Here is a 25,447-nt window from a genome sequence, read left to right as displayed (position 1 = left end):
AAAATGATTATTGGAAACCGGGCCATACAGGGGCCAGCTCAATGGCTTCGAAATTCTGTATTTGTTTGTGTTTGAAGAGCTTGTCGCCCCAGATGGGAACACGCCGGTAATAGGCAGGAGCGAAGCGAGAGATAGCTTGCTCATCGGTTTTTCCATTACAAGTGTAGGTGAGATTGCCGATGTGGAAGACCTGTCCGGGTTGGGCGTCACGAATAGTGAGGCGCAGGTTGCCATAGAAGCCCAGGCCAAACTCGTAATAAACAGTGTCGCCAACTAAATCGAAGTAATTCTGATTCCTTATATAATGGACTTTCATTTGTGGTCGGAAGTTCTCTTCGATAGTATATCCTTGCAGGGGCGATGCCTTTATGTTGACGACCGGTTGCCAAAGGGCCAGGTCGGTAAACGTGTCATACCATTTTAAGGGGTAACCCCGGCCGTTGATCGTTTCGCCTCCGTCGGCGTTGAGGCTGCGGGTGGCACGATGACAGAGCCAACCTGAGTCTGAATTGAGTACGGCGGTATGACCTTGTGAGTCGGTCGTGACGAGCGAAACCGATAGCTGGCGGCGTTCGATATGCGGAAAAACGGGGCTGTACCACACCGCTATGACATTGGTGTCGCGACGCATGAAGCGTGTCACGTCGTAGCAAATGCCCTTGGTCAGCGTGTCGCCGTATGCCCGATAGGGAGCGATGGTAGCCAAATCGACTTTCCATTTGTTCACGTAAACGGCGAAATAGCCTGTTGAAATCACGGTCAGCGCGGCTCGATGAGGACGCCGGGGCATAACAAACGACTGCTTGAACCACACCTGTGACGTGGAGTCGACCTGCGGACTGGCTATCCAATGCGTGCCGAAAGACTGGGCTTGGGCGGGCGCAATACTTATCAGGAACAATCCAAAAGCGATCAATAATTTCATCGGAAGGTCTTGCTGTGGCCCGGTCGCACGCTGACGACGCGTTCTTGGCCGTTATAGCTGATGCTGATTTTTCCCTTGTAGCCGTGCTTGTTACTGATGGTGGCGCTGACGACGCGACCCTCCTGCCACTTCATGCTGACCTCCAGGCCGCCACGGGCACAGAGTCCGCTCACGCTACCGGTGTTCCAAGCCGACGGAAGGGCTGGCAGCAGGTGGAGAGAGACCGCGGGCAGCTTGGCGTTAGCCGTTGAAGAAGTGTCGACAGCATACTCACTTTGCAGCAACATCTCGCAGACGCCGGCCGTGCCGCCGAAGTTTCCGTCGATCTGGAAAGGCGGATGGGCGTCGAAAAGATTGGGATAGGTGCCGCCACGGTGGCGTCGGTCGGGGCCGTGGTAGCCGTCGGGCGTGACATAAGTGAGGAGTTTCCGGAATAGTTGATAGGCTTTGTCGGCCCGTCGGAGCCGTGCCCAGAGATTGATGCGCCATCCCGTAGACCAGCCGGTGGTCTCGTCGCCCTTGATTTCCAAGCTTCTCGTCGCGGCTTGAGCCAGTTGCGGCGTGCGGTCGGGTGTAATCTGATGCCCCGGGAAGAGACCGATGAGATGACTTTGGTGGCGATGTCGGAAGTCGAAATCGTCCCAGTCGTGATACCATTCGTTCAGGTCGCCCATGTGTCCGACGGTATAGGGGTGGAGCCGGGCGATGGTTTGATGGATTTGGAGAATCTTAGGATTCATGTTGTCGGTATCTTTCGGGGCTGTGGAGTGGCTGATTGCAAGCGCGCCGGCGGTGTTGGTGAGCAGTTCGCGGATGATGGCCAGGTCGGCTGTTCCGCCATAACAGGTGGTGCCGTGATAGCCCTCGGGGGTCACGTATTCGTTCTCGGGCGACGTGCTGGGAGCCGTAATCCATTCGTTGGGCTTGTCGGGATGACGCGTGAGCCAGCGCAGCATGAAGTCGGTGGCGCCTTGGAGCAACGGCAGGGCCTGCGTTTTCAGAAACCGTTTGTCCTGCGTGAAGGCGAAATGTTCCCACGCGGCTTGCGTCAACCAGGCTCCCCCCATGTTCCAGTTGCTCCATTCGGGACTCTCGCGTTTCTCACCCACGGGATTGGTCATGGCCCAGATGTCGCTGTTGTGACTGGCGCTCCATCCCTCATCGATACCATAGTAGTTGCGGCTGGCGTAGCGGCCGTTGTCGGCCAAGGCTTTCATGAAGTCCCATAGCGGCATGGCCATTTCGCTGAGATTGGCCACTTCCGCCGGCCAATAGTTCTCTTCGAGGTTGATGTTCATTGTATAATTGCTGCGCCACGGTGCTTTGAGATAGGGATTCCACAGTCCTTGCAGGTTGGCGGGTACGCCCGGGGTGCGTGAACAACTGATCAGCAGGTACCGACCGTACTGCATATAGAGCGTTTCAAGATAGGGGTTGGCTTCCTTTTGGTCGGTATAAGCCTTCAGTTGCGCGGCGGTAGTACGCAGCGTGTCGAACTTCGCGCCGTCTATTTGCAGCGAAAGGCGACCGAAGAACTGCCGGTAGTCGGCCGTATGACGTTGCTTGATGGCCGTGAAATCAGTGTTGTAAGTGTGCCAAATGTCATCGGCGGCCAGGTCGATATAAGGTTTTCCCTGGCTCACGGGATGGCGGTTGTAGCCGTTGAATGAAGTTTCGTTCACTAAAAAGACGGTGGCCTCGGTCGCGCCCTCAATCAGCAGGTTGCCATTCGACGTCAATACGTGTCCGTCGGTGGTTGTCGCACGGACGATCGTGCAGGAATGAACGGTTTGTTGCGGGTCGCCGGTGGCGTGGCTCAGCATGGTGAGCTGATGGTCGGTGGCTTTCACGGTGTGGTTGAGTGGCGATTGCAGGCGAAGACATAGATACAGCTTCCCCGGTTGCGTGCTTCGCATTCTGACGGCAATGCACTTGTCGGGATTCGAAGCCAGGTACTCGCGCTCGAAGCCTACATCGCCTCGCCGATAGCTCACCCGGCAGAGCGCGCTGTCGATATCTAATTGGCGACGGTAGCGCGTCATGGGGGCCGTGACGTTAAGGTCCTCTATATATAGCGTGCCCAACGGCATGTAATAGGCGCTGTTGTGCCCCTGAACGTGCAGCTGCAGCGAGTCGGCCTTGGCGTAATCTTCTTTGAAAAGCGCTTTTCTGATAGGTTCGATCCACTTCCAAGTGTCCTTGTCTTCGTTGTGGTCGACGGGCTTCCCGCTCCAAAGCGTGATGTCATTAAGCTGCAGCGAGTCAGTCGTCTCGCCGCCGTAGACCATAGCGCCGAGTTTTCCGTTACCGATGGGCAGCGCTTCTTCGAAATAGCGGGCCGGCGTCTGATACCACAGCCGTAGTGGAAGCGCTTTGCGCGGTTGTGGCTTGGCGCTGACAGACAATATGCTTAGCATCATGGCAAGGCACGAGAAACAAAAAGATGGTGAGAAACGCATAAGTCATTAGGAATTAAGATACGCTGCAAAAATAATCATTTCGCGTCGGCCTGCCAAATATTTTTGAGGCTACGTGGCGGTGAATGGCGAAAAGGCAGACTTGTGGATAGATGATGAGAGTCGCTTGTCCATAAAACAGGCAAGGCATACTCACGCGGTGTAAGTATGCCTTGCAAGGTATGTCGTATAAAAAACTACGCGTCGATGTTGGCGTAAGTGGCGTTTTTCTCGATAAATTCGCGGCGTGGTTCTACGTCATCGCCCATCAGCATGGAGAAAATCTCGTCGGCGTCGGCCGCGTTATCGATGGTCACCTGCTTCAGAAGACGCGTCTTGGGGTCCATGGTGGTTTCCCAAAGCTGTTCGGGATTCATCTCTCCCAAACCTTTATAACGCTGCGTGTGGAGCGCTTTGTCGTCGTCCTTGCCCTCGCAGTACTTGTCGATGAAGGCCTGTCGCTGCTGCTCGGTGTAGCAGTATTCGCTCATCTTCTTGTAAGTACACTTATAGAGGGGCGGTGTAGCGATGTAGAGGTGCCCTTCCTGAATGACTTTCGGCATGAAACGATAAAATAAAGTCATGATGAGCGTGTCGATGTGTGAGCCGTCGACGTCGGCGTCGGTCATGATGATGATTTTGTCGTAGCGCAATTTGTCGGTATTGGCCTCCTTGCTGTCTTCGCTGTCAATGCCGAAGCGCACGCCGATACTCTGGATAATGTTCATGACCGATTCGGCTTCAAACACCTTATGCCACTGTACTTTCTCCACGTTCAGAATCTTACCGCGGAGCGGCAGGATGGCCTGATGGAAGCGGTCGCGGCCTTGCTTGGCCGAACCACCGGCCGAGTCGCCCTCGACGAGGAAGATTTCGCACTCCTTAGGGTCCTTGTTGGAGCAGTCGGCCAGCTTACCCGGCAGCCCGCCACCGGTCATAAAGTTCTTGCGTTGCACGCTTTCACGGGCTTTGCGGGCGGCAATACGTGCCGTGGCGGCTAAGACAACCTTCTCGCATATCTTCTTGGCTTCGTCGGGATGTTCCTCCAGATAGTTGGCCAACGCCTCGTTCACGGCCTGCTGAACGGCCCCTTGTACCTCGCTGTTGCCCAGCTTCGTCTTGGTTTGACCTTCGAATTGGGGCTCAGCCACCTTGATGGAGATGACGGCAGTGAGGCCTTCGCGGAAGTCCTCGGGCGCGATTTCGACCTTGGCTTTTTCTATTTGCTTGGAGATCGTGGCGTCGGACTCGGCGTAAGACTTGAGCGTGCGGGTGAGCGCCATGCGGAAACCGGTGAGGTGTGTGCCGCCTTCTATGGTGTTGATGTTGTTAACGTAAGAGTGGATGTTCTCGCTATAGTCGGTGTTATACATGATGGCCACCTCAATGGGTATGCCCTGTTTCTCGGTTTTCAGATAGATCACATCGTCGAAAAGATGGGTGCGATGGCGGTCGACGTAGCGAACGAACTCTTTCAAGCCATCCTTGGCATGAAACACTTCCTGTTTGGTTTTGCCGTCCTCGTCAGGACGCAGGTCGGTAAGCGTGATTCTGATGCCGGCATTGAGGAAAGCCAACTCACGCATGCGGTTGGCGATAATGTCCCAACGGTAGGTAGTGGTGGTGAAAACCGTGGGATCGGGCCAGAATTGCTGCCGCGTTCCACGGAGTTCGGTCTCGCCCATCACCTTTACGGGGTAGAGCGGTTTACCTTTCTCATACTCCTGTTGGTAGATCTTACCGTCGCGGAACACCTGCGACTTCATGTGGCTGGAAAGGGCATTTACACAACTGACACCCACACCATGGAGACCGCCGCTGACTTTGTAGGACCCCTTGTCGAACTTACCACCGGCGTGGAGCACGGTCATAACAACCTCGAGAGCCGACTTATGGAGTTTCTTGTGCTCGTCTACGGGAATGCCACGGCCGTTGTCCTGAACCGTGATGGAATTATCTTCGTTGATGGTAACTTCAATATCGGTGCAATATCCGGCCATTGCCTCGTCGATGGAGTTGTCGACGGTTTCGTTTACCAAATGGTGCAAACCTTTCTCGCTGATATCGCCAATGTACATAGCGGGACGCTTACGCACGGCTTCCAGACCCTCCAGAACCTGGATGTTCGAGGCTGAATAATTTGCCTCGGTGTTTTGATTTTCTGCCATTTCCTTGATTAGTAATATTTTCATGCAAAGATACGAAAAAAGAAAGAGATTACGATAGGAAAAGACGCTAAAATACATTAATGTATGGTGTAGGCACCATCATTCGCGAAACAATTCGCGTCGTGGCCGGACCTGAAAGGCAATACAAGCCTGCGGACAGTGTCATTTGTCGGTCCGGCCCCGTTTATATTGTTTGAACCTAAGCGTATAATGAAAACAAAATTAGGCCGATATTCGTGCGAATATCGACCTATATGGGGCTAACAAATCCCGGGGATCAGCCGAGTTTGTTGATATGAAGAGCCAAACTTGACTTCAAGTTGGCGGCTTTATTCTTGTGAATGATGTTTGTCTTAACCAATTTGTCCAACATCTTCTGAACTGCAGGATACAGCTTGATAGCCTCATCCTTGTCTTTGAGAGCACGCAACTTACGAACAGCGTTGCGCATCGTCTTCGCATAATACTTATTATGCAGCGTCCTTGTCTTTGTCTGACGTATTCTCTTTAATGCTGATTTGTGATTTGCCATCTTTGTTATGAATCTTTTCTTTATAATTTGTAGTCCCTAGCAGAGTCGAACTGCTCTTTAGAGAATGAAAATCTCTCGTCCTAACCGATAGACGAAGGGACCCCGTGACTTATTTTAAGCGGGTGCAAAGTTATAGCTTTTTTTCATTATGGCCAAACTTTCTTGTAATTATTTTTATAAATGATTGATTTTTTCGTGCTTTTTTACCTAACTTTGTAGTGTATGTTGACAAAAACAAGGGCTATTGTAATAGGAACCGTGAAGTATGGCGAGCGAAAAATGATTGTCGACCTGTTCACAGAAGTGAAAGGGAGGCTCTCTTTTATCACGACGATTTCCAGTTCACCACGCAGTCAACATAAGCGTTTGTATTTCCAACCACTCACCTTACTTCATCTGGAGTTTGACGACCGGCCCGGTCAGAACCTCTTGCGCATGCGCGATTTTCAAGTAGAACGCCCCTATACGACGACGCAGACCGAGATGGAAAAAACGGCAATCTGCATGTTCCTGGCCGAATTTCTGAATCACGCCACACGTGGGGAACAGGCCAACCGGCCCCTGTTCGACTATATCGTGCAGAGTTTGCTGTGGCTCGACAGGCGCTCCGAACGCTATGCCAACTTTCATTTGGTATTCATGCTGCGCTTTTCCGTGTTCGTGGGCTTCTTCCCCAATCTGGACGATTACGTAGAAGGCGACTTCTTCGACCTGCGCGAAGGAGCTTTCGACTCGGTTGCTCCGCTGCATAGTGACTACCTTTGGCCCGAAGAGGCGGCTCGTTTACAGCGGGCCATGCGCATGACGTATGAAAATATGCACCTGTTTCGTATGTCACACGCGTATCGTAATTGGTTCACGGAAATGATTCTGAAATATTACCGGCTTCATATCCCGGGATTCCCGCAGTTAAAGAGCTTGGAGGTGCTGAAGTCTTTGTTTGAATGAAGCCGTGTGCCTGTGGCTTTTGTCTTTCAATCAATCTATATTAAGGTATTTCTATCGTATGTATATTGATTCAGCGAATCCGTGATTTTTGTCAGAAAAAACTACCTGATTTTAACACTTCCGCAACACGCTATCTAACTGCCGGCACGCCGAAAAAGTCCTTCGCTTTGCCGATTTTGAAACCTTTTTATGCTCAAAGTTATCCTTTTATCGGCTCAAAGCATAGCGATTACACGCTCAAAGCATAGCTTTTAGTCGGCGAAAGGGCCGCGATTACGGCCTGAAAGCATAGCGATTAAGGGTAAAAAAGTGAGGAAGAAATGCTATAAAAAACGCAATGCGTTGATAACCAGTGGCTTATAAACTTGCTCTAAAATCGCTTATTTGCGCCCAAGTCTTTTCTTTTTCAAAATAACGCCACTTTTTTGATGGTATATGTAAAGATTATTCAGGGTAAAGACATAAGAAAACAAGAGGGTGTGCACACCCTCTTGTGAATTAACGATTTACTTGAACTGTTCGTAACCGGGATTCTGTTCGATAGAAGCGTCGTTCGCGTGGGTACTTATCGAGATAGGCCACAACGTTTTGTAGGCTTCCGCCTCCGACAGAATGGGCTTCTTAGCATCACCGGGGATGAACGCGTAGTTTACGTCGGCATTGAAGACCAGCGCTTTGCCCGCATTGTCCTTCATGCGTTGCAGCGCGAACCACCTCTTGCCTTCGAAAACAAACTCCTTGTCGACCTCGCTGAGGATGTTGAGCGTGTTCTGATACTTGCTTCCGTTGCTAAAGTTGTGAGTCGTATTACCATAGGCACGTTCACGAACCTTATTGAGATAAGGTGTAGGATCACCGCCTAAATCGTTCTCTATTTCTGCCATCAGCAGCAAAGCTTCGGCATAGCGGAAGATAGGACCGTCGCAGTCGAAGCGATGGACGCCCTCACTGGCGTAATAAGTGCCCGAGAATTTCTTGAGCAGAACACCAAAATTGCTGCCTGTCTTCGGTTTATTAGCGTTGTTGCAAACAACGAAGAACGTGGCGTCGCGTCGTGAGTCGGTTTCGTCGAAAGCTTTCCAGAGCGTTTCCTTATACTGATAGCGCAGCAATCCGTTGACCAGCGTGCGCTTGCCGTAGGCTTCGTTGTCCAGCGTAATGGGCTTGCCGTCCTTATCGAAGGCTGCGGTGAGCAGGGCTTCCTGTGCCACACAATTCGCGATGTAAGGCATGTAGACGTTTTCCACTTTATTGTAAGGCACGGCCAGAATCGATTCCTTGCTCGTTGTCTTGGCGTCGGTTCTGAAAGCCTTGACAAAATCTGACGTCAACGCAAACTTGTTGCTGCCAATAACCTCCTCCAAAGCAGCCTTGGCGGTTCTCAGGTCGGCCTCGCCCGTTGCCTTCTGGTCGTCGGTAGTGACGTTGGCTGCCCATGCGTAGACGTTGGCTTTAAGCATGAGGGTGGCATATTTGCTCCAGGTATATTTGTCGCTGAAGCCATCAGCCCCGTAAGCGGCGTAGGCTTTCTCTGATTTGTCGATATCCTGTTTCATCAGAGCCATGATTTCCGAAGCCTTGGCACGTGGACGTTTCAGCGCTTCGGCCGACACCTGCCCTTTGATGATGGCCACATCGGTCACCAATGGCACACCGCCCCATGTGGCATAGAGCAGGTAATAATAATAAGCACGCATACCATAGGCCTGGGCCAAGTAGAGATTCTTCTGCGCTTCGGTTAGTACCGACGTGTTCTCTATTTCCTGTATTCCTAAGTTTATGCGCACGATGATTGAGTAAAGGCCATTCCAGTTGCTCATACCGGCCTTGTCGGCGGTAAGGTCTTGCTTGATGATATTTTGATTGTCGAGCGACTCACCCATTACGGATGTACCCATACCGTCGTCGCCGTCGCCCAGCAATCCGTTGCGAAGTTCGCCCATGACAAACAGGCTACTATAGGAACTACGCAGATAACTGTTCAATCCAACCATATAGCCGGAAGCCTGAGTCTGGTCTTTCCAGAAGTTGCCGCTGCCAAAGTAATCTTCCGGTGCCAGATCGAGCGATTCGCAAGCGCTGAAACCTGTCATCATGCCGAGGCATAGAATGAAAGTCAATATCTTATTCTTTTTCATTTGTACTGTCTATTTATAGTAAATGATACATAATTGAGAAATAGTTGAAAAGGGTTAGAACGTTACGTTCAGACTGAGTACGAGCATGCGAGGCAATGGATAGTTGCCATAGGTGGTAGACACTTCGGGTGAAGCCATGAATGGCGCTTCGCATAGATACCCAAGGTTCTGGCCTGTCACGGAAACCTTAACGGCTTCGAGACGCAACGGCGCGATCCACAACTTGGGCAGGTCGTAGGCTAATGTCACTTCACGGAATGACAGGTAGTCGCCCTTATAACAGAACATAGAGCTGCGGCGCGAGTAGTTGCGGGCATTCTGCTGGTCAGCCCATACGTAGGTGGGATACTTGGCGTTGATGTTGTCTTCCGACCAGGTGTCCTTCACATTGGTCAGCGTGTTGTAAGTTCCCTGCGCGTTGCCCATGAACCATGGCGTGCGGTAGTCGTACTGTACGAAACCAAGCGCGAAGTCGAGACGGGCGGCGAGGGTAAGTCCCTTCCATGAAGCGGCCAGATTGAAACCACCTATCCATTTGGGAGTAGAGTTGCCTTTCTTCACTAAGTCGTAGTTGTCGATGACACCATCGCCGTTCACATCTTTCCATTTCACGTCACCGGGTCGAATGGCCATGCCGCCGGCGGCCTTTCCTTTAGACTCATAGACAGCAGGTCCGTAGAGCACCCTGTTGCTGCCACCATAATAACCGTCTGCCGTTGACCTGTCAATCAGGTTGCCGGGAATCTCATCGGCAGTCTTATAGATGCCTTCGGCTTCGAAAACCCAGACATCACCAGGGCGCTCGCCTTCGGCATAACCGCCTACCCACTTCTTTTCATTGCCATTGCCGGTGTAGACCTGGAAGCCTCCCTGCCGGTTTTTCTCATTGCCGTTGGCGGGTAGCTTAATCACTTTGTTGGTGTTCCGAGCCAGGTTCAGGCCCATGTCGAGACGCCAGTCTTTGGTCTTGATGGCGTGATAGTTGATTTCGAGTTCAATACCTGTGTTCTGGAAGCTACCGTTGTTTGAAGTAATCGTAGTCCAACCCGATGAAGCCGGTACGGTGATGCTGGCATATTTGTCTATCGTGCGGCGGTTGTACCATGTGAAGTTGGCCTGCACTTTGTTGTCGAGAAACGCCAGGTCGAGGCCGGCTTCGAATGTACGAGAGGTTTCCCAAGTCAGATAGGAATTGGGTATATTGTTCAGATAGAAACCCTGACGGCCGTTGTAAGTGGTCTGCAGGTAGTTGCCCTGTACGGTGTAATTGCCTACCCAGTCCTTATTCACATTACCATTCTTACCATACGAGGTACGGAGTTTGGCAAAGTTCAGCCATGAAGCAGTGCTCTTCATGAAGTCTTCTTTCGAGAACACCCAACCCAAAGACAGACCCGGGAAAGTACCCCAGCGGTTGTCTTTGCTCAGTTTGGAGATTCCGTCGCGACGGATGGTGAAGCTGGCCAGGTACTTGCCGTCGTAATCATAGTTGGCACGGGCGAAGTACGACTCGGTGATGAACTTGCTGTGCGCGGAGTCTATCGTGCGTGCGCCCTCATCCTTAATGGTATATTCCAGGTCGGGGAAGTAGTTGTTGTTCGGATTGTAGCCGGAACCGCTCAACATGTTGTACTTCTGGTGGAAGTATTCCCAGCCTGCCAGAGCCGACACGTTGTGCAGTCCGAAACTCGTGTGGTAATTGGCGAGGATGTTGTAGGTCTGTGTCAGCTGCTTCCGTGTCTGCGATGAAGAAGTGTGTCTGGTGTTGTAGTTACCCGGTGACTGCAGGAAGGTGTGGTACATATACTCGTTGGTGTAGTATTCATAGTACCAGTTGCCCTTGAAGTCGACATCTAAGTTCTTTACCGGCGTGATTCTGAAGTCCTGCGCGAAGTTGAACTTCTGCCAGTTGTTGTCCTGCCATAGGGCGTTCTGAAGAAACTGCTGATTGCCATCACCCGAGTTCTTACCCAAAAGCAGTTCGCCATCCTTGTTGTGGGTGCGGAATGTCGGAGGATAAGAGAAGTTGCGCGAGAAGTAGTTGGCTTCTCCTGAGAACGGAGAAATGTCCTGTTCTTTAGAGGTAGAGATATTCACATTGCTGATCGACATGAACCATGGTCTGATTTTGTAGTCGACATTGAGCAATCCCGACAGGCGACGGCTGAAATTGTTGATGGCGTTACCCTCGCTCTTGTTGTAACCCAGACCGGCATAGTAGTGCCCACGGTCGTTACCGCCACTGAAGCTGAGGTTGTAGTCCTGCGAGAAGCTGGGACTCTTGATGTTCCAGTCTTCCATCTTGTTGTCGATGTAGACCAGTTCCTTGCCCGTTACGGGATCGGTCATCGTCTTGTATCCCTTGGTCAAAAGCTCGTTGTAGAGTTCCGTCGTCAAGTCGTCCTTGGCATAGACGCCCCAGATACCGCGCGAACTCTTGTTACCGTCGGCGTTATAGTCGTTGCCCGTTCCGTAGGGCTGGTTGCCCGTCAGCGAGTTCAGAGTGGTCGAGCCTCGCTGTGAAGCGTAGAGATAGGCACGACGCATATAATAAAGGTAGTCGCCGGCGTTTAAGAACTCGTAAGGATTGTTGAAGTAGTTCCACGACAGCTTGGCGTTGAAGTTGATTGCCGACGTACCGCTCTTGCCTTGTTTCGTAGTAATGAGGATAACACCATTATTGGCACGTGAACCATAGATGGCTGTGGCGCCGGCGTCCTTCATTACTTCCATCGACTCGATGTCGTTGGGGTTGATGTCGTCCATGCTGCCGCGAATCATACCGTCGACCACGATCAGTGGCGAACCGCTGCCGTTATAATCGGTACCACCACGCAGGATAATAGTAGGGGCTGATGTCGGGTTACCCGAACTTTGGATGACACGCAAGCCGGCCACGCTACCGCTTAGGGCCTGGGCGGGGTTGGAGAACATACCCGTAGTGAGGTTCGAGTTCTTGACTTTCGAGATGGAGTTGGTTAGTTTGGAGCGGGTGATAGAGCCACTATAACCCGTTACTATAACCTCGTTAAGCGCCGTAGAGCCCTCTCGAAGGGTAAAGGTAATACCCCCCCCCATCCATGATTTTTCTGCCGCGTCGTAGCCGATATAAGACACTTGAATGACAGCGCCTTTGGCAACCTTGGATAAGGTAAAGTTGCCCTCCAAGTCTGTCACCGTGCCATTTTTGGAACCTTTAACAAGAACTGTAGCTCCGATAATCGGCTCGCCGTTCGCGTCTTTCACAGAGCCACGACAATCATTTTGTTGTTGAACAATCTGCACAGAATTGCCAGGATGCGCCAATACATTCGTTGTCGAACACGTCAGTATTGAACACACACTAAAAATTAATGTTTTGTACATAATAAATAAAAGATTTGGTAAATAGTGGTAAATAGTCTTTATGATAAACCGTTGCAAATATAAAAAAGCATTTTAATTAACAAAAATATTTCTTGTTAATTCGGAATTCTAATTAAATATTTTTATGAAATAAACTTGAAAAGAAAAAAGAATTAACAAGTTATATTCCGTCAGTTTTCCTCTTTTCATCCCATCCTATAGCATAGATATTATGCTTTGGAACGAATCCGAAGAAGATAAGTAAAGGCCGGTTCGGAATGAGTTTTCTAAAATCAGCCGTGTTTCATGCTTGATTGCCAATGCGGAACATGATGAATCACGCTCCTACGCTGACCTCTCCGTCATGACAATAGATGTATAAACTCCATTGTTTTTAATATTCATTGTTAACCCCTGCATCAAAATTCCGATTTTTCAGGGTTCTATTTGTCTTTTTATACTCTTTCCCAAACTGAAGGCGATATTGTACTGATAGTTCTACCATATTGGCCATGTCTGAAATATAGTATTCGGTGCGAGAGGGAGCTACGCTTGATATATTTTCTATACATTGAATGAAACCGCGTCTCGTCAGCGGATTATCGAGACGTAAGCCAAAATTCCAATTCTTTAAATTATACTTTACACCCATATAGTTGTATTTTGTTCCACTATACAGACTTGTTCCCCAAATACTATATTGCGGCGCAATATCAATATTGGCAAAAACCGACCAGGTTTTCCAATATCCATTCAGTGAAACCGTGGCATACATCTTAGAGACATGATGCTGATAGTTGATTCCTTTCATGGAATATATGCTCCGGCCCGTTGTAAGCTGGAATGAAAGATGATGAAATATGTTCTGAATCCCAAAGGAGTATTCGATATTAAAGTGTGTGTCGTTTTTGCCGTTTTCTGTTTTTTTCATGAATAAACCATAGTAGGGCGATGCCACGTCCGACATATATTGGTATGAGTTTATCTGTGGATTTGTCGTTATACTATAGCTGGTTTGCAACGAAGAACTAATCGTATTGGTTGCGTATGATGTCATACTCTCTGCCTATGAACCTTTCTTCCTTGTTGTCGTACTCTTTCCTGGAATCCCGCCATGTAGTGTTGTATTGGATACTCCATTCTGATTTTTTCTTGAAATATGATCCTGTAAGCTGCGACCTGTTACGCAAAGTAGTGACAGCCTGATTCGTATTGGTTAGAATGAATCCACCCTGTGAAGGTGATTTCATAATGAAATTGATTATCCCCCCGTTCCTCTCATCCATATATCGGATATCTGGTGTATTGCTATATTCTATTCAAAGAATATCGTGATGGTCTAACCCTTGAATTTTAGAAAGTGGCTGTTTTTTGCCATTTATCATTAAGATAGGTGTCGCGTCATCTATTGTAATGGATTGAAGTGCCTCATTAATTCTAAGGCCGGGCATCTTCAGCTTTAGTTCGTTAAGTAGGCTCATAGATTCTGAAGCTCTGCTGATTTCCTCCGTAGAGGGTATGATTATATATTTATCAGCTTTCCGGATAACCCGTTTACCGATAACCGTCACTTCTTTCAAATCCTGCGTTTCAGGTAGCAGGCTGATAGTACCCCATGTTTATATCGGATGAATTTCCGTAGAAGTTATTAACGATGCCCTTATAACCAAAATACGAAATTTCAATACTGATGTTTGGCTCAGAGATATCCTTGATGAAAAATCGTCCGTTTTCATTTGTTTGAGTGGTTTTCAAAATGGTTATGGAATCTTTTCTTACTATCACGTTTGCACCTGTCAGTGTTTGATTTTCTATTTGATCAATTATTTTTCCTTGGATATTATAGGCCTTTATTTGGAGTGGGAAAAGTAAAAGGCATACATATATAGTTAATATTTGCTTCATAAACTATATTCCTATTATAAATATTTTTCTTTGCTTTCGTTTTTATGGAATTTGATCATTGCTGTTCACTAAAAATCGCTAAGCGTTCTTTGAAATGATTCAAACGATTTTTCGAGTGCACGGATTTAAAAGCAGGTTGGACATGCGCAATACTTGACATGCTTATCAACAAACTACATTCATATCTTTATCGTACACATTTGACAAAGTTAAAGCGTTTTTTTTGTATAATCGATGAGTTTTGCAAGAATTTAGATGCGGTATTGAGTAAAAATCATCGGATAGCCCCACTGATAGAAAATAACTATGAATTTTATTGACAAACAGGTCGAAAAAAGTGCGTGTTTTCAAAAAAGAAAAGGAAGTGGACGAAAAAACGGCAGGAAAATGATGTTTGGATTATTAGTTGATTATCAGACAGTTAACGGATTTTAACGCGATAAACAGGGGCGCGTACTTTGCAATAGCTATGCTTTGAGACCGTAAAAGCATAGCTATTAGCGGCCAAAAGCTGCCCTTTTATGTTGTAATTGCAGCCCTTTGAGCAGCTGAAAGTCGGTATATTGGCGTGTGAAAGCATGGTTTTGGGCGCGAGTAAGTTGTTTTGTAGTGTTTGAAAAGCGCGTCGGAAGGCGTTCGGCACGCTGGATGGCGTGAAAAAGAGGTGTGTATTTTTAGTTGGTTTTCTTTACAAAATCGGCATGAAAGCTGATGAAAATTAGCCTTCGTGTCCGATAGTCATGAGAAGTAGCATGACCGATATATAATTTTTAAGGTTTTTCCGGAGCAGATTGATCGTTTTCTGCTTGTATCTGATAACCGACTTCACGCTTATCTCCAATTCGCGGGCAATCTCAATGTTGTTTTTGTCGTCGATATACGACGCGATGAAGACTCGGCGGTGGTGCTCGGGCAGCTGCCGCAGTACGTCGGTCAGCATTTCGTAGAGTTCCTTTTGCGTGTACAGCGCGTGGGGCGAATCCGCGTAGACGGCCCCTTTGTTCCTGTCGGCAACGGCATAATCCAGTTCGAAAGCATGGTGTTTCAGATGGTTCAGGCACAGGTTGGTCACAATCCTTCGGATATATTCCACGACGGTTTCCCGTTGCAGTTGATCGCGTTCCAGTTTTTCCCACACGATGACGAAAGCCTCCGACACGAGATCCTCGCATGTCGGGCGGCTGTCTACGAATCGCTTGGCATAGATACAGAAAGGCGCGTAGTAGTCTTCAAACAGTTGTTTGAAATACTGCTCTTTTTCTTTCTTTTCGGTGTTCAGTACCATATAGGCGGACAATCGACGAAATGACTAACATGCAAAAGTAAGCATTATTTTACTGAAAAATGAAAAATATAAGAAAACGACAGGTAGAAATCGATATTTTGAATGAAGCCCGATCCAGTTCGGACCGGGCTTCCTAACAGAGTACACCTATGTTATTCACTGAAAACCAAATCTTATTTCTGTAATTTTGGCTTTCAATGCGAGGCGTCGCTTATTCCGGACAGCGCACGGCATCCACGAACTTCGGTTTGCCCCATCCTGAGAAGGTGGCATGGAAACCATGACCGGTGATATCGGTTACCACACGTTCGTTTTCCGCAGACGACTCGTTGAAGCGCCAGTAGGCTAAGAGTCCCTTCGTCGTTGGGTCTACCCAGCAAACGTTGTTCTTGAGTTCGGCGGCCGTGCGGGCCGTTGTCCATACTCTTACTTCGCTTACCCAGCCGTCCATATAGCGGTCGTCGGCAGCAGTCTGGCCGATATAGAATGCTTTCTGAGCATAGAAACTGGTCAGGTCGATTGACTTTCGGGCGTCGACGATCTCGCCTTGCAGCTCGCCGTTGATGTAGATGTACTTCTTGCCCTTGTCGCTATCGAAAACGCAAGCCAAGTGAACCCATTTGTCGTTGGGCAGAACATCGCGCGAGTCTACGTGGCCGTTGCCGGCAAGCTGTAGCTTCCAGCCGTCTTTATTGCTTCCGGCCGTTCGCAGACAGAAGTTCTCTTCGAGTCCCATCACGGAGAAACACCACTTGCGGCTGTGCTTCGTCATCCTGCGGAAGCGCACACGGGCCTCGTAAGTTACTTGTTTGCAGGCCTTCGTGTCGATTTCAGGCTGTGAACCGAAGTTCACCCGATAGTAGCAGTAACTGTCTTCCAAATTGGCTGCCCGGGTAATGATGATCTGATTGACCACGATGTAGAGCGTGCGCGAAGCTTCGATGACCGACAGGTTTTTGTCGGAAACGTCGGCTATGCTGACCGGTAACAGATAGGTCGTTCCTTCTTTCAGTTCGTCGCGGCTGGTGATGTTCAGTTTCATTCCTTGCGAAGAAACGTGTTTGCCCGCTTCGATCTTGAGGGCCGTATTCTCCAGTTTGTAAGCGTTCTTGGGCAACAATACGTAGTTCTTATGGAACTTCTTGTTGAAGGATTCCACCAGTTCGGGGCTCTCCTTCATGCTGACCGTTACGTCATCTTGAGTAATGTCGGACGATGCTACGTTTACGGCGATGGCCGAGGGGAGGTCGTCTACGGTGAGCGTGGCTGTCACCTCTTTACCTTCTGTGCCCATGATATAGACACCATCATAATATTTCTGGCTTTCCTGACATGCCGCCAAACTTAGCAGCAAGGTCACGGTAGCTATTCGATAGATAAGTTTTTTCATAATCGATAGGATTTATTTGTGCTTTGACATGATTTGTATGGCTTCGCGGGTGAAGCGATAGTTGGGGGTGGAGTTGTAGTCATTTTCCATGTGATAGGTACCACAACCACCCTTGCGTGTGGCTATCTTGCCGTTGTATTCGGGCAGGAAATGAGCCATTCCCAGCAGTGAAGGAACGTGTTCTCCCTCTCGCAGCTGATGATTTACGCCACCTTTTTCATACATTCCACCTTCAAAGGTTTCGGCAAAGATATATTTCTCGGGTGTCCAACCATTGGCCGCAGCTCGGTTGAATCGGCCTTGCAGGTCGTAGAAACCGCGGGATTTATAGGATTGTACAATGCCGTAGTTGAAGTATTCCACCAGTTCGGGCTTCACATCGTAAGGCACTCCGTCGATGAGCAGCAAGTTGGACGTGCCCGATTTGGGGCCGATGAACTCGCCGAGCTTCTTTACGAAGATGGCCATGTTCTCCTTATAGTTCGGCCACATGTAGTTGGGGCCGACCAACGGGCCATTGAAGACGCCGCCACCCGGTTCGAGCAAGCCCGGCTCATAGTCGAGGTCGATGCCCTGATAGCCTTCTCGCTTCATACGTTCCACGAGCGATACCGCATAGGCTTCTATGCCCTCCTTTGTCACTTGATCCTTTTTCTCGCCCGACATGAATTCTTCCGGAATCTTATGGGCGAAGATGGTAAAGGTGACACGTGTACCTTTCACTTTCTGTACGTACTCCAAATCCTCTCTGTTAGGGGTGCCGCTCCAGATGGAAACGATGTCTACACTATCGGGAATACTGCGCAAGAGTCCGATCATATCTGGTGAATCCGCATTCCAGTTACCGAACCAACCGAAGAATACTTCGTGGTCGTTACGGGCCTTATAGGCACGGAGGTCGGCGTAATATTGTTCCGATTTCTGGTCGGGTACGACCAGGTTGAGCGCTTCTATCTCGGTGTTGCAGGATGTCAACGTGCTTGCCAGTGAAACAGCCGATAGCACGAGAGCAAATATTTTATTCTTATTCATATTGCGATACTAAAGATTTGATGTTGTTGTTTGTCGGTTTATTCCTTGTCCCACCATAGGCGTGTGCCTCCGGTATCGGGACCTCCGCCCAAGAGCGTGACTGCTTTGAGCACTTCGGCGTTGTTGCCGGAGTATTCAGACTCGGGGAACGGCAGGCGGCGAACTTGTATCTGTGTGTTGACTTTGCCGTCGCTCATGTTGTCGACAATAGGGAATATCTTGGGATAACCCGTTCGACGGAACTCGCTCCAGGCTTCCTGGCCTATCGGATAGAGCGCGATCCACTTCTGCGTGATGATTCTTTCGAGCAGTCGTTCCTTGCTGTCGGCGTCATCCCATGCCACGGTAATGTCTGACGGAGCAGGCATACTCAGGCTGCTTGAGAAACCTTCGTATTTCGCCGGCTTGTTATCGCTGTTGATATAGGCATCAGCTTGAGCGGCCAGTCCGTGCTGTTCGAGCGATTTTCTGATACCCTCTTCGTAGAGTCCGCGGGCTTCGCCCTTCATGTTCCATTGCTTGAGCGCACCCTCAGCACGCAAGAAGTAAACCTCGGCGGCATTCATCCAAAGAGTTGGATCGGATTGCTTGATGGTCGGTTGCGACAGACGTGCGTCGCCCATGAATTTAAGTCCGTTCTTGAGACCATTGCGCAGACCGCGGTATTTTCCATCTTTGGCTTTTGTAAAGAATACCGGCAGGCGCGGATCTTCGAATCCGTTGAGATAAGCGTCCATTGAAGCTCCCATGCGATCTTCGTTATATCCCTCTTCGCTATACAGATTGTAGAAGGGATTGAAATAAGTGAACGACAGGGTGGAATTGCTTTGCATTACCGGATTATCGGTGTTGTTTTCGATAACACCATACTTGTTGTTAACCGCTGCCTCGGCAATCTGCTGTGCCTCGGGGTATACTTTGCTCACACGCATGGCCAAACGCAACTTCAGAGAGTTGGCGAATTTAATCCATTTGGATATTTCACCATTATAAATAAGGTCGAATTTCTCTAATGGTTTGGTATCGGGGTTGGCCGCGTCGTACTCTGTCATGATGCCAATGGCGTGATCCAACTCCTTAAAGAATGCTTTGTAGACCTCTTCCTGTGAATCGTATGGAACAGGAGTAACCCGTCCGAAGCGAGTATAGGGGATGGGACCGTAGATGTCGGTGGTCTTGTGCATGGCCAAAACCTTTACAACTTCGGCCACGGCGTAGAGCACCGTAGACTCATTAGTTTTCTGTCTCAGCACGTTCCATGATGAAAGGAAATCGACAAAAGCCACCTTGAACGGGCGGTTGAGCCATCCGCTGGGGAATGCGTAGGTAGTTCCGTTGTTGCCGCCCTCCCATGACTGTGTGCCCGCGAAGTAACCTGCGTACATGTTGCCCACGAGATCTTCCGCAAGCTGATAGTCGTTTTGGTCTTCGGGCACGACTCTGCGTTCCATCGTCGTGAGGTAAGTGCCCCAAAGATTGTCCTTATTGAGTTCGCTCTCTTGTATCTTGTCGGGGTCCAGATTGAGGCTATCCGACATGCAGCTGCTCAAGGATACGGAGGCGGCCAGCATGCCTATTGAGAGGCATGAGATGAATGATATATGCTTTTTCATTATTCTTTGTGTAATAAACGTATTAGAAATTCACTTTCAATCCAAAACCAAGGCTACGCAAGCTGGGAGGCATGAAGTAGTCGAAACCTTGATAATAGGTTCCGGTATTGGCTGTCAATTCCGGATCGAACGGCGCCTTGTTGTAAATCATGAACAGATTGTGAGCCGTGAGCGAAATGCCCATGCGGAGTTTGTCTCTGAACCATGAAGCGGGCAGATCGTAGGATAATGACAGTTCGCGCAGACGAACATTGGTGGCACTGTAGGCGTAATGGGCCAACAGACCGGTCTTTCCACCGGCCACTACACTGTAATATTGCTCGGCGTTGAGCTTTCCGTTGTTGACACGAACACCGCCGTTGTCTCTTGCGTCAGCCGTCTGCTTCGATACGCCGAACTGATCCATCAGGGCTTGTGTGGCCGAAACGACAACGCCGCCTACACGGGCATCGAGGAGGAAGTTGAGCTCAAGGCCTTTCCAAGCGAAGCTATTGCGGAAACCCACGTTGTATTTAGGAGCTGCCGAACCTACTTTAATGAAGTTATTGTCGTCTTTAGACACGCCACCCGAGCAGAGAATGTCGCCATGAAGGTCTTGCTTGAGCTTGCTGGCGTAGATATCCGACATGGTACCGCCTTTCTTGAGTATCATCTTATAGGACTCCGCGCTCGATACTTCAAACTCCGTAGGCGCCTTGACGGTGGTGTTCGTCTTGCGGTCGGTGACGTATTCGGGCAGCAGTTCCTTGATTTCGTTGCGGTTGAGCGAGTAAATAAGGTTGGCGTTCCAGTCTACAGGACCTATCTTCTGGTTAACACCCACTGTCAGTTCGACACCCCAGTTGTTGACCTTTCCGGCATTTTCAAACGCGTATGAATAACCCGTGCTTGGCGGCAAGTTGTAGCGGAAGAGCTGGTTATAAGTGTTAGAATTATAATAGGTAGCGGCAATGTTCAGCTTGTTGTGGAACAAGCGCAGATCCATACCAAATTCAAAAGCCTTGGTCATTTCAGGTTTCAGGTGACTGGCAGGCGTGAAGCTGGAACCGGTGGCATTGCCGTTGGCCAGTGTTACCATTGTATAGGGCAGATAAGCGGATGGGGGATTACCTACTTGAGCGTATGAACCGCGTATCTTCCAGAACGAAATGATGTTCTTGGGCAAAGGAAGTGCTTCTGACAGCAACACCGACAGACCGGTAGAAGGGTAGAAGACATAGTTCTTGTCTGTTCCCAAGAGGGTGGAGAAGTAGTCGATGCGGCCCGTGGCGTCGATGAAGAGGAAGTTCTTCCAGTTGACTTCGGCCTTGCCGTAGAACGACTGCGTCTGAGTATGCAGGTTTGAATGGGTTGTTCTCGTTTCGGCGGGTGACATATTGGAAGAGTGGAAGAAGTTGGGAACTCTTACCAAGTTACCTTCGAAAGTGTGAGATTTATATTTCTCGTCATAATAGCTGCCGCCGATGTTGGCAAGGAAACGGAAATCTTCGCCGAACTTCTTGTCGATGTTGACAAGGAAATCGAGATAGACGGAAGTGTTCTTGTCGTCCTGTGTCATCCAGTGGCCTTGCGGTTTGGCAAAGAGACCGTCGGTCGAGGCATAGAGTTTGCGCTCGAACTCCATATAAGCATGGTCGGTTCGGCCGCGGACAATGACGTTCATCCAGTCGGTGATGTTCCATTTCACCGACAGTGTGATGATGTTACGGTTGCGGTCGGTGTTGAACATATTACGGTTAACAATCCAGTAAGGATTCTGCATGCCCAAGCCCAGGTTGTGATAAGGCCAATTCTGGGTCTTGAAGTTGCGGCTGCCGTTGTACATTTCGTAGACCACATACTTGTTGATATCGTCGCTGGGAGGGAACAGATATGCGGGAACCAACGGGTTGTAGTACATGCCCTGGCCTACACTATTCTGATTGTTCTGCTTGATATAGAAGAGTCCCATGTCCATGCTCAGAACGTCTTTGATGACATCCCAGGAGTTGCGGAACGTAAAGTTGTAGCGGTTGTACTTGTTGTTAGGTACAACACCTTGTGAGTTGACACTGCCGAAAGAGATGTGTGTCTGGTTGGTTTCCGAGCCGGTCGACAGCGCAACAGAGTTCATAACGTTGAAACCTGTTTGGAAAAAGTCGAGCGGATTGTAGGAAGAAGGCTTCTCGAGTTTCTCTCCCCAACTTGCGAAATCGCCGTCCTTGCGACCATAAGTATTCTGAAACTGAGGCGTCACGAACGGACTCATGAAGCTCGTGTTGTGAGAGTAAGCTACGCGCGGCTTGCCGATGGCACCCTTCTTGGTCGTTATCAGGATGACGCCGTTGGCACCCTTGTTACCGTAAAGAGCCGCGGCCGAAGCACCGGTAAGTACTGACATGCTTTCGATGTCGTCGGGATTGATGTTTGAAATACCGTCTCCATCGGCCACTTCAACGGCCTCGTAGAAGTTGTCAGACTGTTTGGTGCGAAGTCCTTGCATGGGGATGCCGTCCAAAACGTAGAGCGCGTTGTTCTCGCCGAACAGCGATTTGGTACCACGCATCATGACACGTGAAGAACCACCGACGCCGGATGAACTCTGGTTGATGGTGACACCGGCCACCTTACCGGCCAGACTGTTGATGAAGTTGGCGTCTTTCACGCCGGTCACGTCCTTGGCCTTGAGTTCCTGAACATTATAGGTGAGGGCCTTGGTCTCGCGCTTGATACCCAATGCCGTAACCACTACTTCGTTGAGCAGTTGGTCGTCTTCCTGCAGGGTGATGGTGATAGGCTGGTTGCCCGACACCTTTACGGTCTTGGTGGCGTAGCCAATGTAGGACACTTCGAGCAGCGATCCATCATTCACCTGCAGGTTGAAGTTGCCGTCGATGTCGCTGATAACGCCCGTAGTGCTACCTTTCCGCTTGACGCTGACGCCAATGAGCGGTTCACCCTGACTGTCCTTGACCGTGCCCTTGAGCGTGAACGCGTCGGCGGGACTTTTCTTCTGATTTTTCGTAGAGAGAATAATTTGGTTGTCAACGATAGTATAGGTGACATTCGTTCCTCGGAAAATATGGCTCAATATTTCCTTTATGTCGCCGTTTTTGCTGTTGACACTGACAATTCTCCGAGTGTCGATCGTCTTGTTGTTGTAGAGAAAGACGTAGCTTGAAGCCTTTTCTATCTGATTCAACACCTGTTCAATGGAAACATTGGAGGCTGTAATAGGTTTCCCGATGCGTTGGGAATAAGCCTTGGGAGCTACCAACAGGCATGCTATCATACAGAAAAGTATAATACTGTTCCTCATCTGATTGTAAGTTTTAAAAGAATCACGCTTTGCCGAGGACGATGCTTACCGACCACCCTCTTGGGTTGCGCAATTAGGTTGATTATTGGATATTACGGTTAGTTTTTTCCCCATCTCGTTGGGAAAAGGTTGAAATAAGGTTGAAGACAGGCGCGGCCGGCATGGCGGCTTTGGCGTGTCTGTGGTTGGAGCGTCGATTTTTTATGTCATAATTTTTAGGAGTTAATTGATATTTAAAATAAGGTAATATGATGATTTTACTCGAGTTGCGTGTAGATGCGGGTAGTTTTTAATATAGATCTACCCGCATGTGGCGTTTAGAAGATTTGGAGCCGGTGGTCAGCGTGCTCTTTTCGAAATGCCATGACAGAGAAGCCGACTTCCCTAAGTAGTCCATGATCTGAGGAAGCGTCTCGTTATAGAATGTAGCACGATACCTATATTGTTTTCCGGAATGATTGACGAATGTGATATGGATGTTGAAATGGCGTTCCAGATGTTGGAAGATTTCTTCCAGTGGCGTGTTTCTGAAAACGAGCTTGCCGTCTTTCCATGCCAGTTTTTCTTCCGTATCGACCCGATTGGAGGTAATCTGTCCGGTCTGTTTGTTGTATGAAAGGATTTCGCCCTGCTCCATACTGTATTGTGTTTTCCTGCCGGGTATGATGACATTGACGTGCCCTTCTTCCAAAACCGTTTCTATACAGTCGCTTTCTTCGTATGCGGCAACGTTGAAATGGGTGCCGTAGACATAGACCTGAAGGCCGTGGACGGTATTGACATAGAAAGGAGACTGCGGATTGGCCTTGACTTCAAAGTAGCCTTCTCCTTCCAACTCAACCTGCCGATTGGCTTGGGTGAAGTGGTTGGCAAAGCGCAGTCGGCTGCCGGAATTGAGCCATACGACAGACTTGTCGGGCAATTCATAGCGCGTGATGGCACCATTTACCGAATAAATCTCGGTCATTCGGTCGTCATCCGTGGAGCTATTAGTCAGCAAGTAGCCCAGAATGGCGGTGCTGAAGAGAAGTGGTAGCGTGAGAATGGCCGCGTATTTAGTGAGCCTTTGCTGCCATACGCGTAGCTTCTTTCGCCGCAGTTCCGCGCACAACTTATTGTAAGCCTTGGTCGTATCAATGGCCTCAATAGCTATGATGTCATCGGCTATGGCTTTGGCTTTGTTCCATAGCTCCTCGGTTCGGAGAGATTGCTGTTCGTCTTTCAAGTGGTTGATAGTTTGGGTTGCTTTATTGATAATACAATTGACAATCGAAAGAGGGACAGCTTGCGGTAAGTTTTTTATTTTTGCGGGCAAGCGATAATGGTTTTTATGGCTCACTTGATAATTTGCGAGGACAAGTCTGCAAGTATTGAAGTCATATAGATCTGTCAATCGTTTATGGGCGATGGACAGCCGCGTCGGTGATGAAGTCTGCTGTTTTCATCACTTGTAAGCCCATGCTCAATATATTGATTCAGTGTTTCCATGATTTTGTTAGAAAAAACTACTTGATTTTAACACTTCCGCAACGCTTCATCTAGCTGCCGGCACGCTAAAAAAATCCTTCGATTTGCCGATTTCCATATCCTTTTATGCCCAAAGCTATGCTTTTATCGGTTCAAAGCACAGCGATTACGTCGTTAAACCATAGCTTTTAGCCACTAAAAGGGCTACGATTACAGCCTAAAAGCATAGCTATTAATGGTAAAAATACGAAGGAGAAATACTATGAAAAGCGCAATGCGTTGATAGCCAGCGTTTTATAAACTTGCTCTACAATCGTTTATTTTCGTCCGGCTCTTTTCTTTTTCAGAATAACGCTACTTTTTTGAGGGTATATGTAAAGATAATTCATAGCTCAGCAGATATCGATTGATACTTGTATATTGCTGTCCGGTAAAACTTAAATAGCATAGATATCCTTTCGGAATTGCCTTTAAATAGGTAATTCCGCATTATTTTTTGAAAACCAAGCCCCCCCTAATGAAATAAATCAAGTTCTTTTGGTGGTGCATTTGCTCTTTCTGCCATTATTATGAGTTCATCATTCTGTGGATTTTCCATAAACGAGATGAAATCGGTGTAGTACATCAGTGTAAGCCTTAGCATAGTTACCAATTGCGAGAAGGATACATGTCTTTTTATCATTCTGGCAATCACTGTACATAGCAGATTGGCAATGAGTACCACCCATGTCTGTATCTGTATGGCATTTACACTGTCACCATAGAAGAAATGCAGAGGGAAGTTCTGTTTGAGTTGCTTATAAAGAGACTCAATAGCCCATCTACGCTTGTAAATCTCTTCAAGGTCTGTTACATCAAGTTCAAAGTTATTGGTCAGCAGGACAACTGACTTATTACTCCAAAGTTCAACTCGTCTTGCCTCGTGTTTTATCTCTCCCTTCTCAA

At 48.7% G+C, this 25,447-nt stretch carries 18 protein-coding genes; 1 reads left to right on the top strand and 17 read right to left on the bottom strand.

Annotated elements, in window-relative coordinates; genetic code table 11:
- Positions 1–7: 7 nt before the first annotated feature.
- The 4 genes from JHU38_RS00090 to rpsT form a co-directional block, all read right to left on the bottom strand.
- Positions 8–925 (bottom strand): alpha-L-rhamnosidase N-terminal domain-containing protein, encoded by a 918-nt coding sequence (locus JHU38_RS00090; protein WP_107581608.1) that lies wholly within the window; start codon positions 923–925, stop codon positions 8–10.
- A complete protein-coding gene (locus JHU38_RS00085; RefSeq protein ID WP_107581609.1) occupies positions 922–3,345 on the bottom strand; it encodes a glycoside hydrolase family 95 protein in 2,424 nt (807 codons plus the stop codon). Before JHU38_RS00085 ends, JHU38_RS00090 begins: the two co-directional genes overlap by 4 nt.
- Positions 3,346–3,578: 233 nt before the next feature.
- Entirely contained in the window at positions 3,579–5,549 is a 1,971-nt protein-coding gene (gyrB, locus tag JHU38_RS00080) for a DNA topoisomerase (ATP-hydrolyzing) subunit B (RefSeq protein WP_107581610.1), read from the bottom strand.
- A gap of 277 nt (positions 5,550–5,826) precedes the next feature.
- Complete coding sequence (gene rpsT / locus JHU38_RS00075) at positions 5,827–6,081, bottom strand: 30S ribosomal protein S20 (protein WP_107581611.1); 255 nt, start codon at positions 6,079–6,081, stop codon at positions 5,827–5,829.
- Between the two features lie 222 nt (positions 6,082–6,303).
- On the opposite strand from rpsT, the gene recO reads away from it, so the two are divergent.
- A complete protein-coding gene (gene recO / locus JHU38_RS00070) occupies positions 6,304–7,029 on the top strand; it encodes a DNA repair protein RecO (protein WP_107581612.1) in 726 nt (241 codons plus the stop codon).
- A 506-nt stretch (positions 7,030–7,535) separates the two neighbouring features.
- Here recO and JHU38_RS00065 read toward each other — a convergent pair.
- From JHU38_RS00065 to JHU38_RS00005, 13 genes are all read right to left on the bottom strand, one after another.
- Positions 7,536–9,167 carry a RagB/SusD family nutrient uptake outer membrane protein gene (locus JHU38_RS00065; RefSeq protein WP_107581613.1) on the bottom strand — a complete coding sequence of 544 codons (1,632 nt, stop codon included), beginning with the start codon at positions 9,165–9,167 and terminating at the stop codon, positions 7,536–7,538.
- A 54-nt stretch (positions 9,168–9,221) separates the two neighbouring features.
- Positions 9,222–12,533: a SusC/RagA family TonB-linked outer membrane protein gene (locus JHU38_RS00060; protein ID WP_207859244.1), complete on the bottom strand. Its 3,312-nt coding sequence runs from the start codon at positions 12,531–12,533 to the stop codon at positions 9,222–9,224.
- Between the two features lie 373 nt (positions 12,534–12,906).
- Positions 12,907–13,443: a hypothetical protein gene (locus JHU38_RS00055; protein WP_146156990.1), complete on the bottom strand. Its 537-nt coding sequence runs from the start codon at positions 13,441–13,443 to the stop codon at positions 12,907–12,909.
- Positions 13,444–13,540: 97 nt separating this feature from the next.
- A complete protein-coding gene (locus tag JHU38_RS00050; protein ID WP_146156991.1) occupies positions 13,541–13,762 on the bottom strand; it encodes a hypothetical protein in 222 nt (73 codons plus the stop codon).
- A gap of 69 nt (positions 13,763–13,831) precedes the next feature.
- Entirely contained in the window at positions 13,832–14,092 is a 261-nt protein-coding gene (locus tag JHU38_RS00045) for a hypothetical protein (RefSeq protein ID WP_146156992.1), read from the bottom strand.
- A 10-nt stretch (positions 14,093–14,102) separates the two neighbouring features.
- Positions 14,103–14,417 carry a carboxypeptidase-like regulatory domain-containing protein gene (locus JHU38_RS00040; RefSeq protein ID WP_107581617.1) on the bottom strand — a complete coding sequence of 105 codons (315 nt, stop codon included), beginning with the start codon at positions 14,415–14,417 and terminating at the stop codon, positions 14,103–14,105.
- Positions 14,418–15,135: 718 nt separating this feature from the next.
- Complete coding sequence (locus JHU38_RS00035) at positions 15,136–15,702, bottom strand: RNA polymerase sigma-70 factor (RefSeq protein WP_107581618.1); 567 nt, start codon at positions 15,700–15,702, stop codon at positions 15,136–15,138.
- A gap of 211 nt (positions 15,703–15,913) precedes the next feature.
- A complete protein-coding gene (locus tag JHU38_RS00030) occupies positions 15,914–17,092 on the bottom strand; it encodes a DUF1735 and LamG domain-containing protein (RefSeq protein WP_021588840.1) in 1,179 nt (392 codons plus the stop codon).
- A gap of 12 nt (positions 17,093–17,104) precedes the next feature.
- Entirely contained in the window at positions 17,105–18,124 is a 1,020-nt protein-coding gene (locus JHU38_RS00025; protein ID WP_021588852.1) for a glycoside hydrolase family 18, read from the bottom strand.
- Between the two features lie 38 nt (positions 18,125–18,162).
- Positions 18,163–19,737 (bottom strand): RagB/SusD family nutrient uptake outer membrane protein, encoded by a 1,575-nt coding sequence (locus JHU38_RS00020; protein WP_021588713.1) that lies wholly within the window; start codon positions 19,735–19,737, stop codon positions 18,163–18,165.
- 22 nt (positions 19,738–19,759) lie between these two features.
- Positions 19,760–23,035 (bottom strand): SusC/RagA family TonB-linked outer membrane protein, encoded by a 3,276-nt coding sequence (locus tag JHU38_RS00015; protein WP_107581619.1) that lies wholly within the window; start codon positions 23,033–23,035, stop codon positions 19,760–19,762.
- Positions 23,036–23,324: 289 nt separating this feature from the next.
- On the bottom strand, positions 23,325–24,260 hold the full coding sequence (locus JHU38_RS00010; protein WP_107581620.1) for a FecR family protein: 936 nt from the start codon (positions 24,258–24,260) through the stop codon (positions 23,325–23,327).
- A gap of 756 nt (positions 24,261–25,016) precedes the next feature.
- The coding region (locus JHU38_RS00005; protein ID WP_207859242.1) for a transposase at positions 25,017–25,447 on the bottom strand (431 nt) is incomplete at its 5' end.

It is taken from the genome of Prevotella illustrans, from assembly GCF_017426725.1.
In the GTDB taxonomy this organism is placed as follows: Bacteria; Bacteroidota; Bacteroidia; order Bacteroidales; family Bacteroidaceae; genus Prevotella; species Prevotella illustrans.
This window is presented reverse-complemented; position numbering and strand designations above follow the sequence as displayed.

Bases quoted from the DNA above. Each gene is read 5' to 3' on its own strand.
- rpsT (WP_107581611.1), bottom strand. From the start codon at position 6,081: ATGGCAAATCACAAATCAGCATTAAAGAGAATACGTCAGACAAAGACA.
- JHU38_RS00030 (WP_021588840.1), bottom strand. From the start codon at position 17,092: ATGAAAAAACTTATCTATCGAATAGCTACCGTGACCTTGCTGCTAAGT.
- JHU38_RS00060 (WP_207859244.1), bottom strand. From the start codon at position 12,533: ATGTACAAAACATTAATTTTTAGTGTGTGTTCAATACTGACGTGTTCG.
- JHU38_RS00050 (WP_146156991.1), bottom strand. From the start codon at position 13,762: ATGAAATCACCTTCACAGGGTGGATTCATTCTAACCAATACGAATCAG.
- gyrB (WP_107581610.1), bottom strand. From the start codon at position 5,549: ATGGCAGAAAATCAAAACACCGAGGCAAATTATTCAGCCTCGAACATC.
- JHU38_RS00065 (WP_107581613.1), bottom strand. From the start codon at position 9,167: ATGAAAAAGAATAAGATATTGACTTTCATTCTATGCCTCGGCATGATG.
- JHU38_RS00025 (WP_021588852.1), bottom strand. From the start codon at position 18,124: ATGAATAAGAATAAAATATTTGCTCTCGTGCTATCGGCTGTTTCACTG.
- JHU38_RS00055 (WP_146156990.1), bottom strand. From the start codon at position 13,443: ATGAAAAAAACAGAAAACGGCAAAAACGACACACACTTTAATATCGAA.
- JHU38_RS00090 (WP_107581608.1), bottom strand. From the start codon at position 925: ATGAAATTATTGATCGCTTTTGGATTGTTCCTGATAAGTATTGCGCCC.
- JHU38_RS00040 (WP_107581617.1), bottom strand. From the start codon at position 14,417: ATGAAGCAAATATTAACTATATATGTATGCCTTTTACTTTTCCCACTC.
- JHU38_RS00015 (WP_107581619.1), bottom strand. From the start codon at position 23,035: ATGAGGAACAGTATTATACTTTTCTGTATGATAGCATGCCTGTTGGTA.
- JHU38_RS00035 (WP_107581618.1), bottom strand. From the start codon at position 15,702: ATGGTACTGAACACCGAAAAGAAAGAAAAAGAGCAGTATTTCAAACAA.
- recO (WP_107581612.1), top strand. From the start codon at position 6,304: ATGTTGACAAAAACAAGGGCTATTGTAATAGGAACCGTGAAGTATGGC.
- JHU38_RS00020 (WP_021588713.1), bottom strand. From the start codon at position 19,737: ATGAAAAAGCATATATCATTCATCTCATGCCTCTCAATAGGCATGCTG.
- JHU38_RS00085 (WP_107581609.1), bottom strand. From the start codon at position 3,345: ATGATGCTAAGCATATTGTCTGTCAGCGCCAAGCCACAACCGCGCAAA.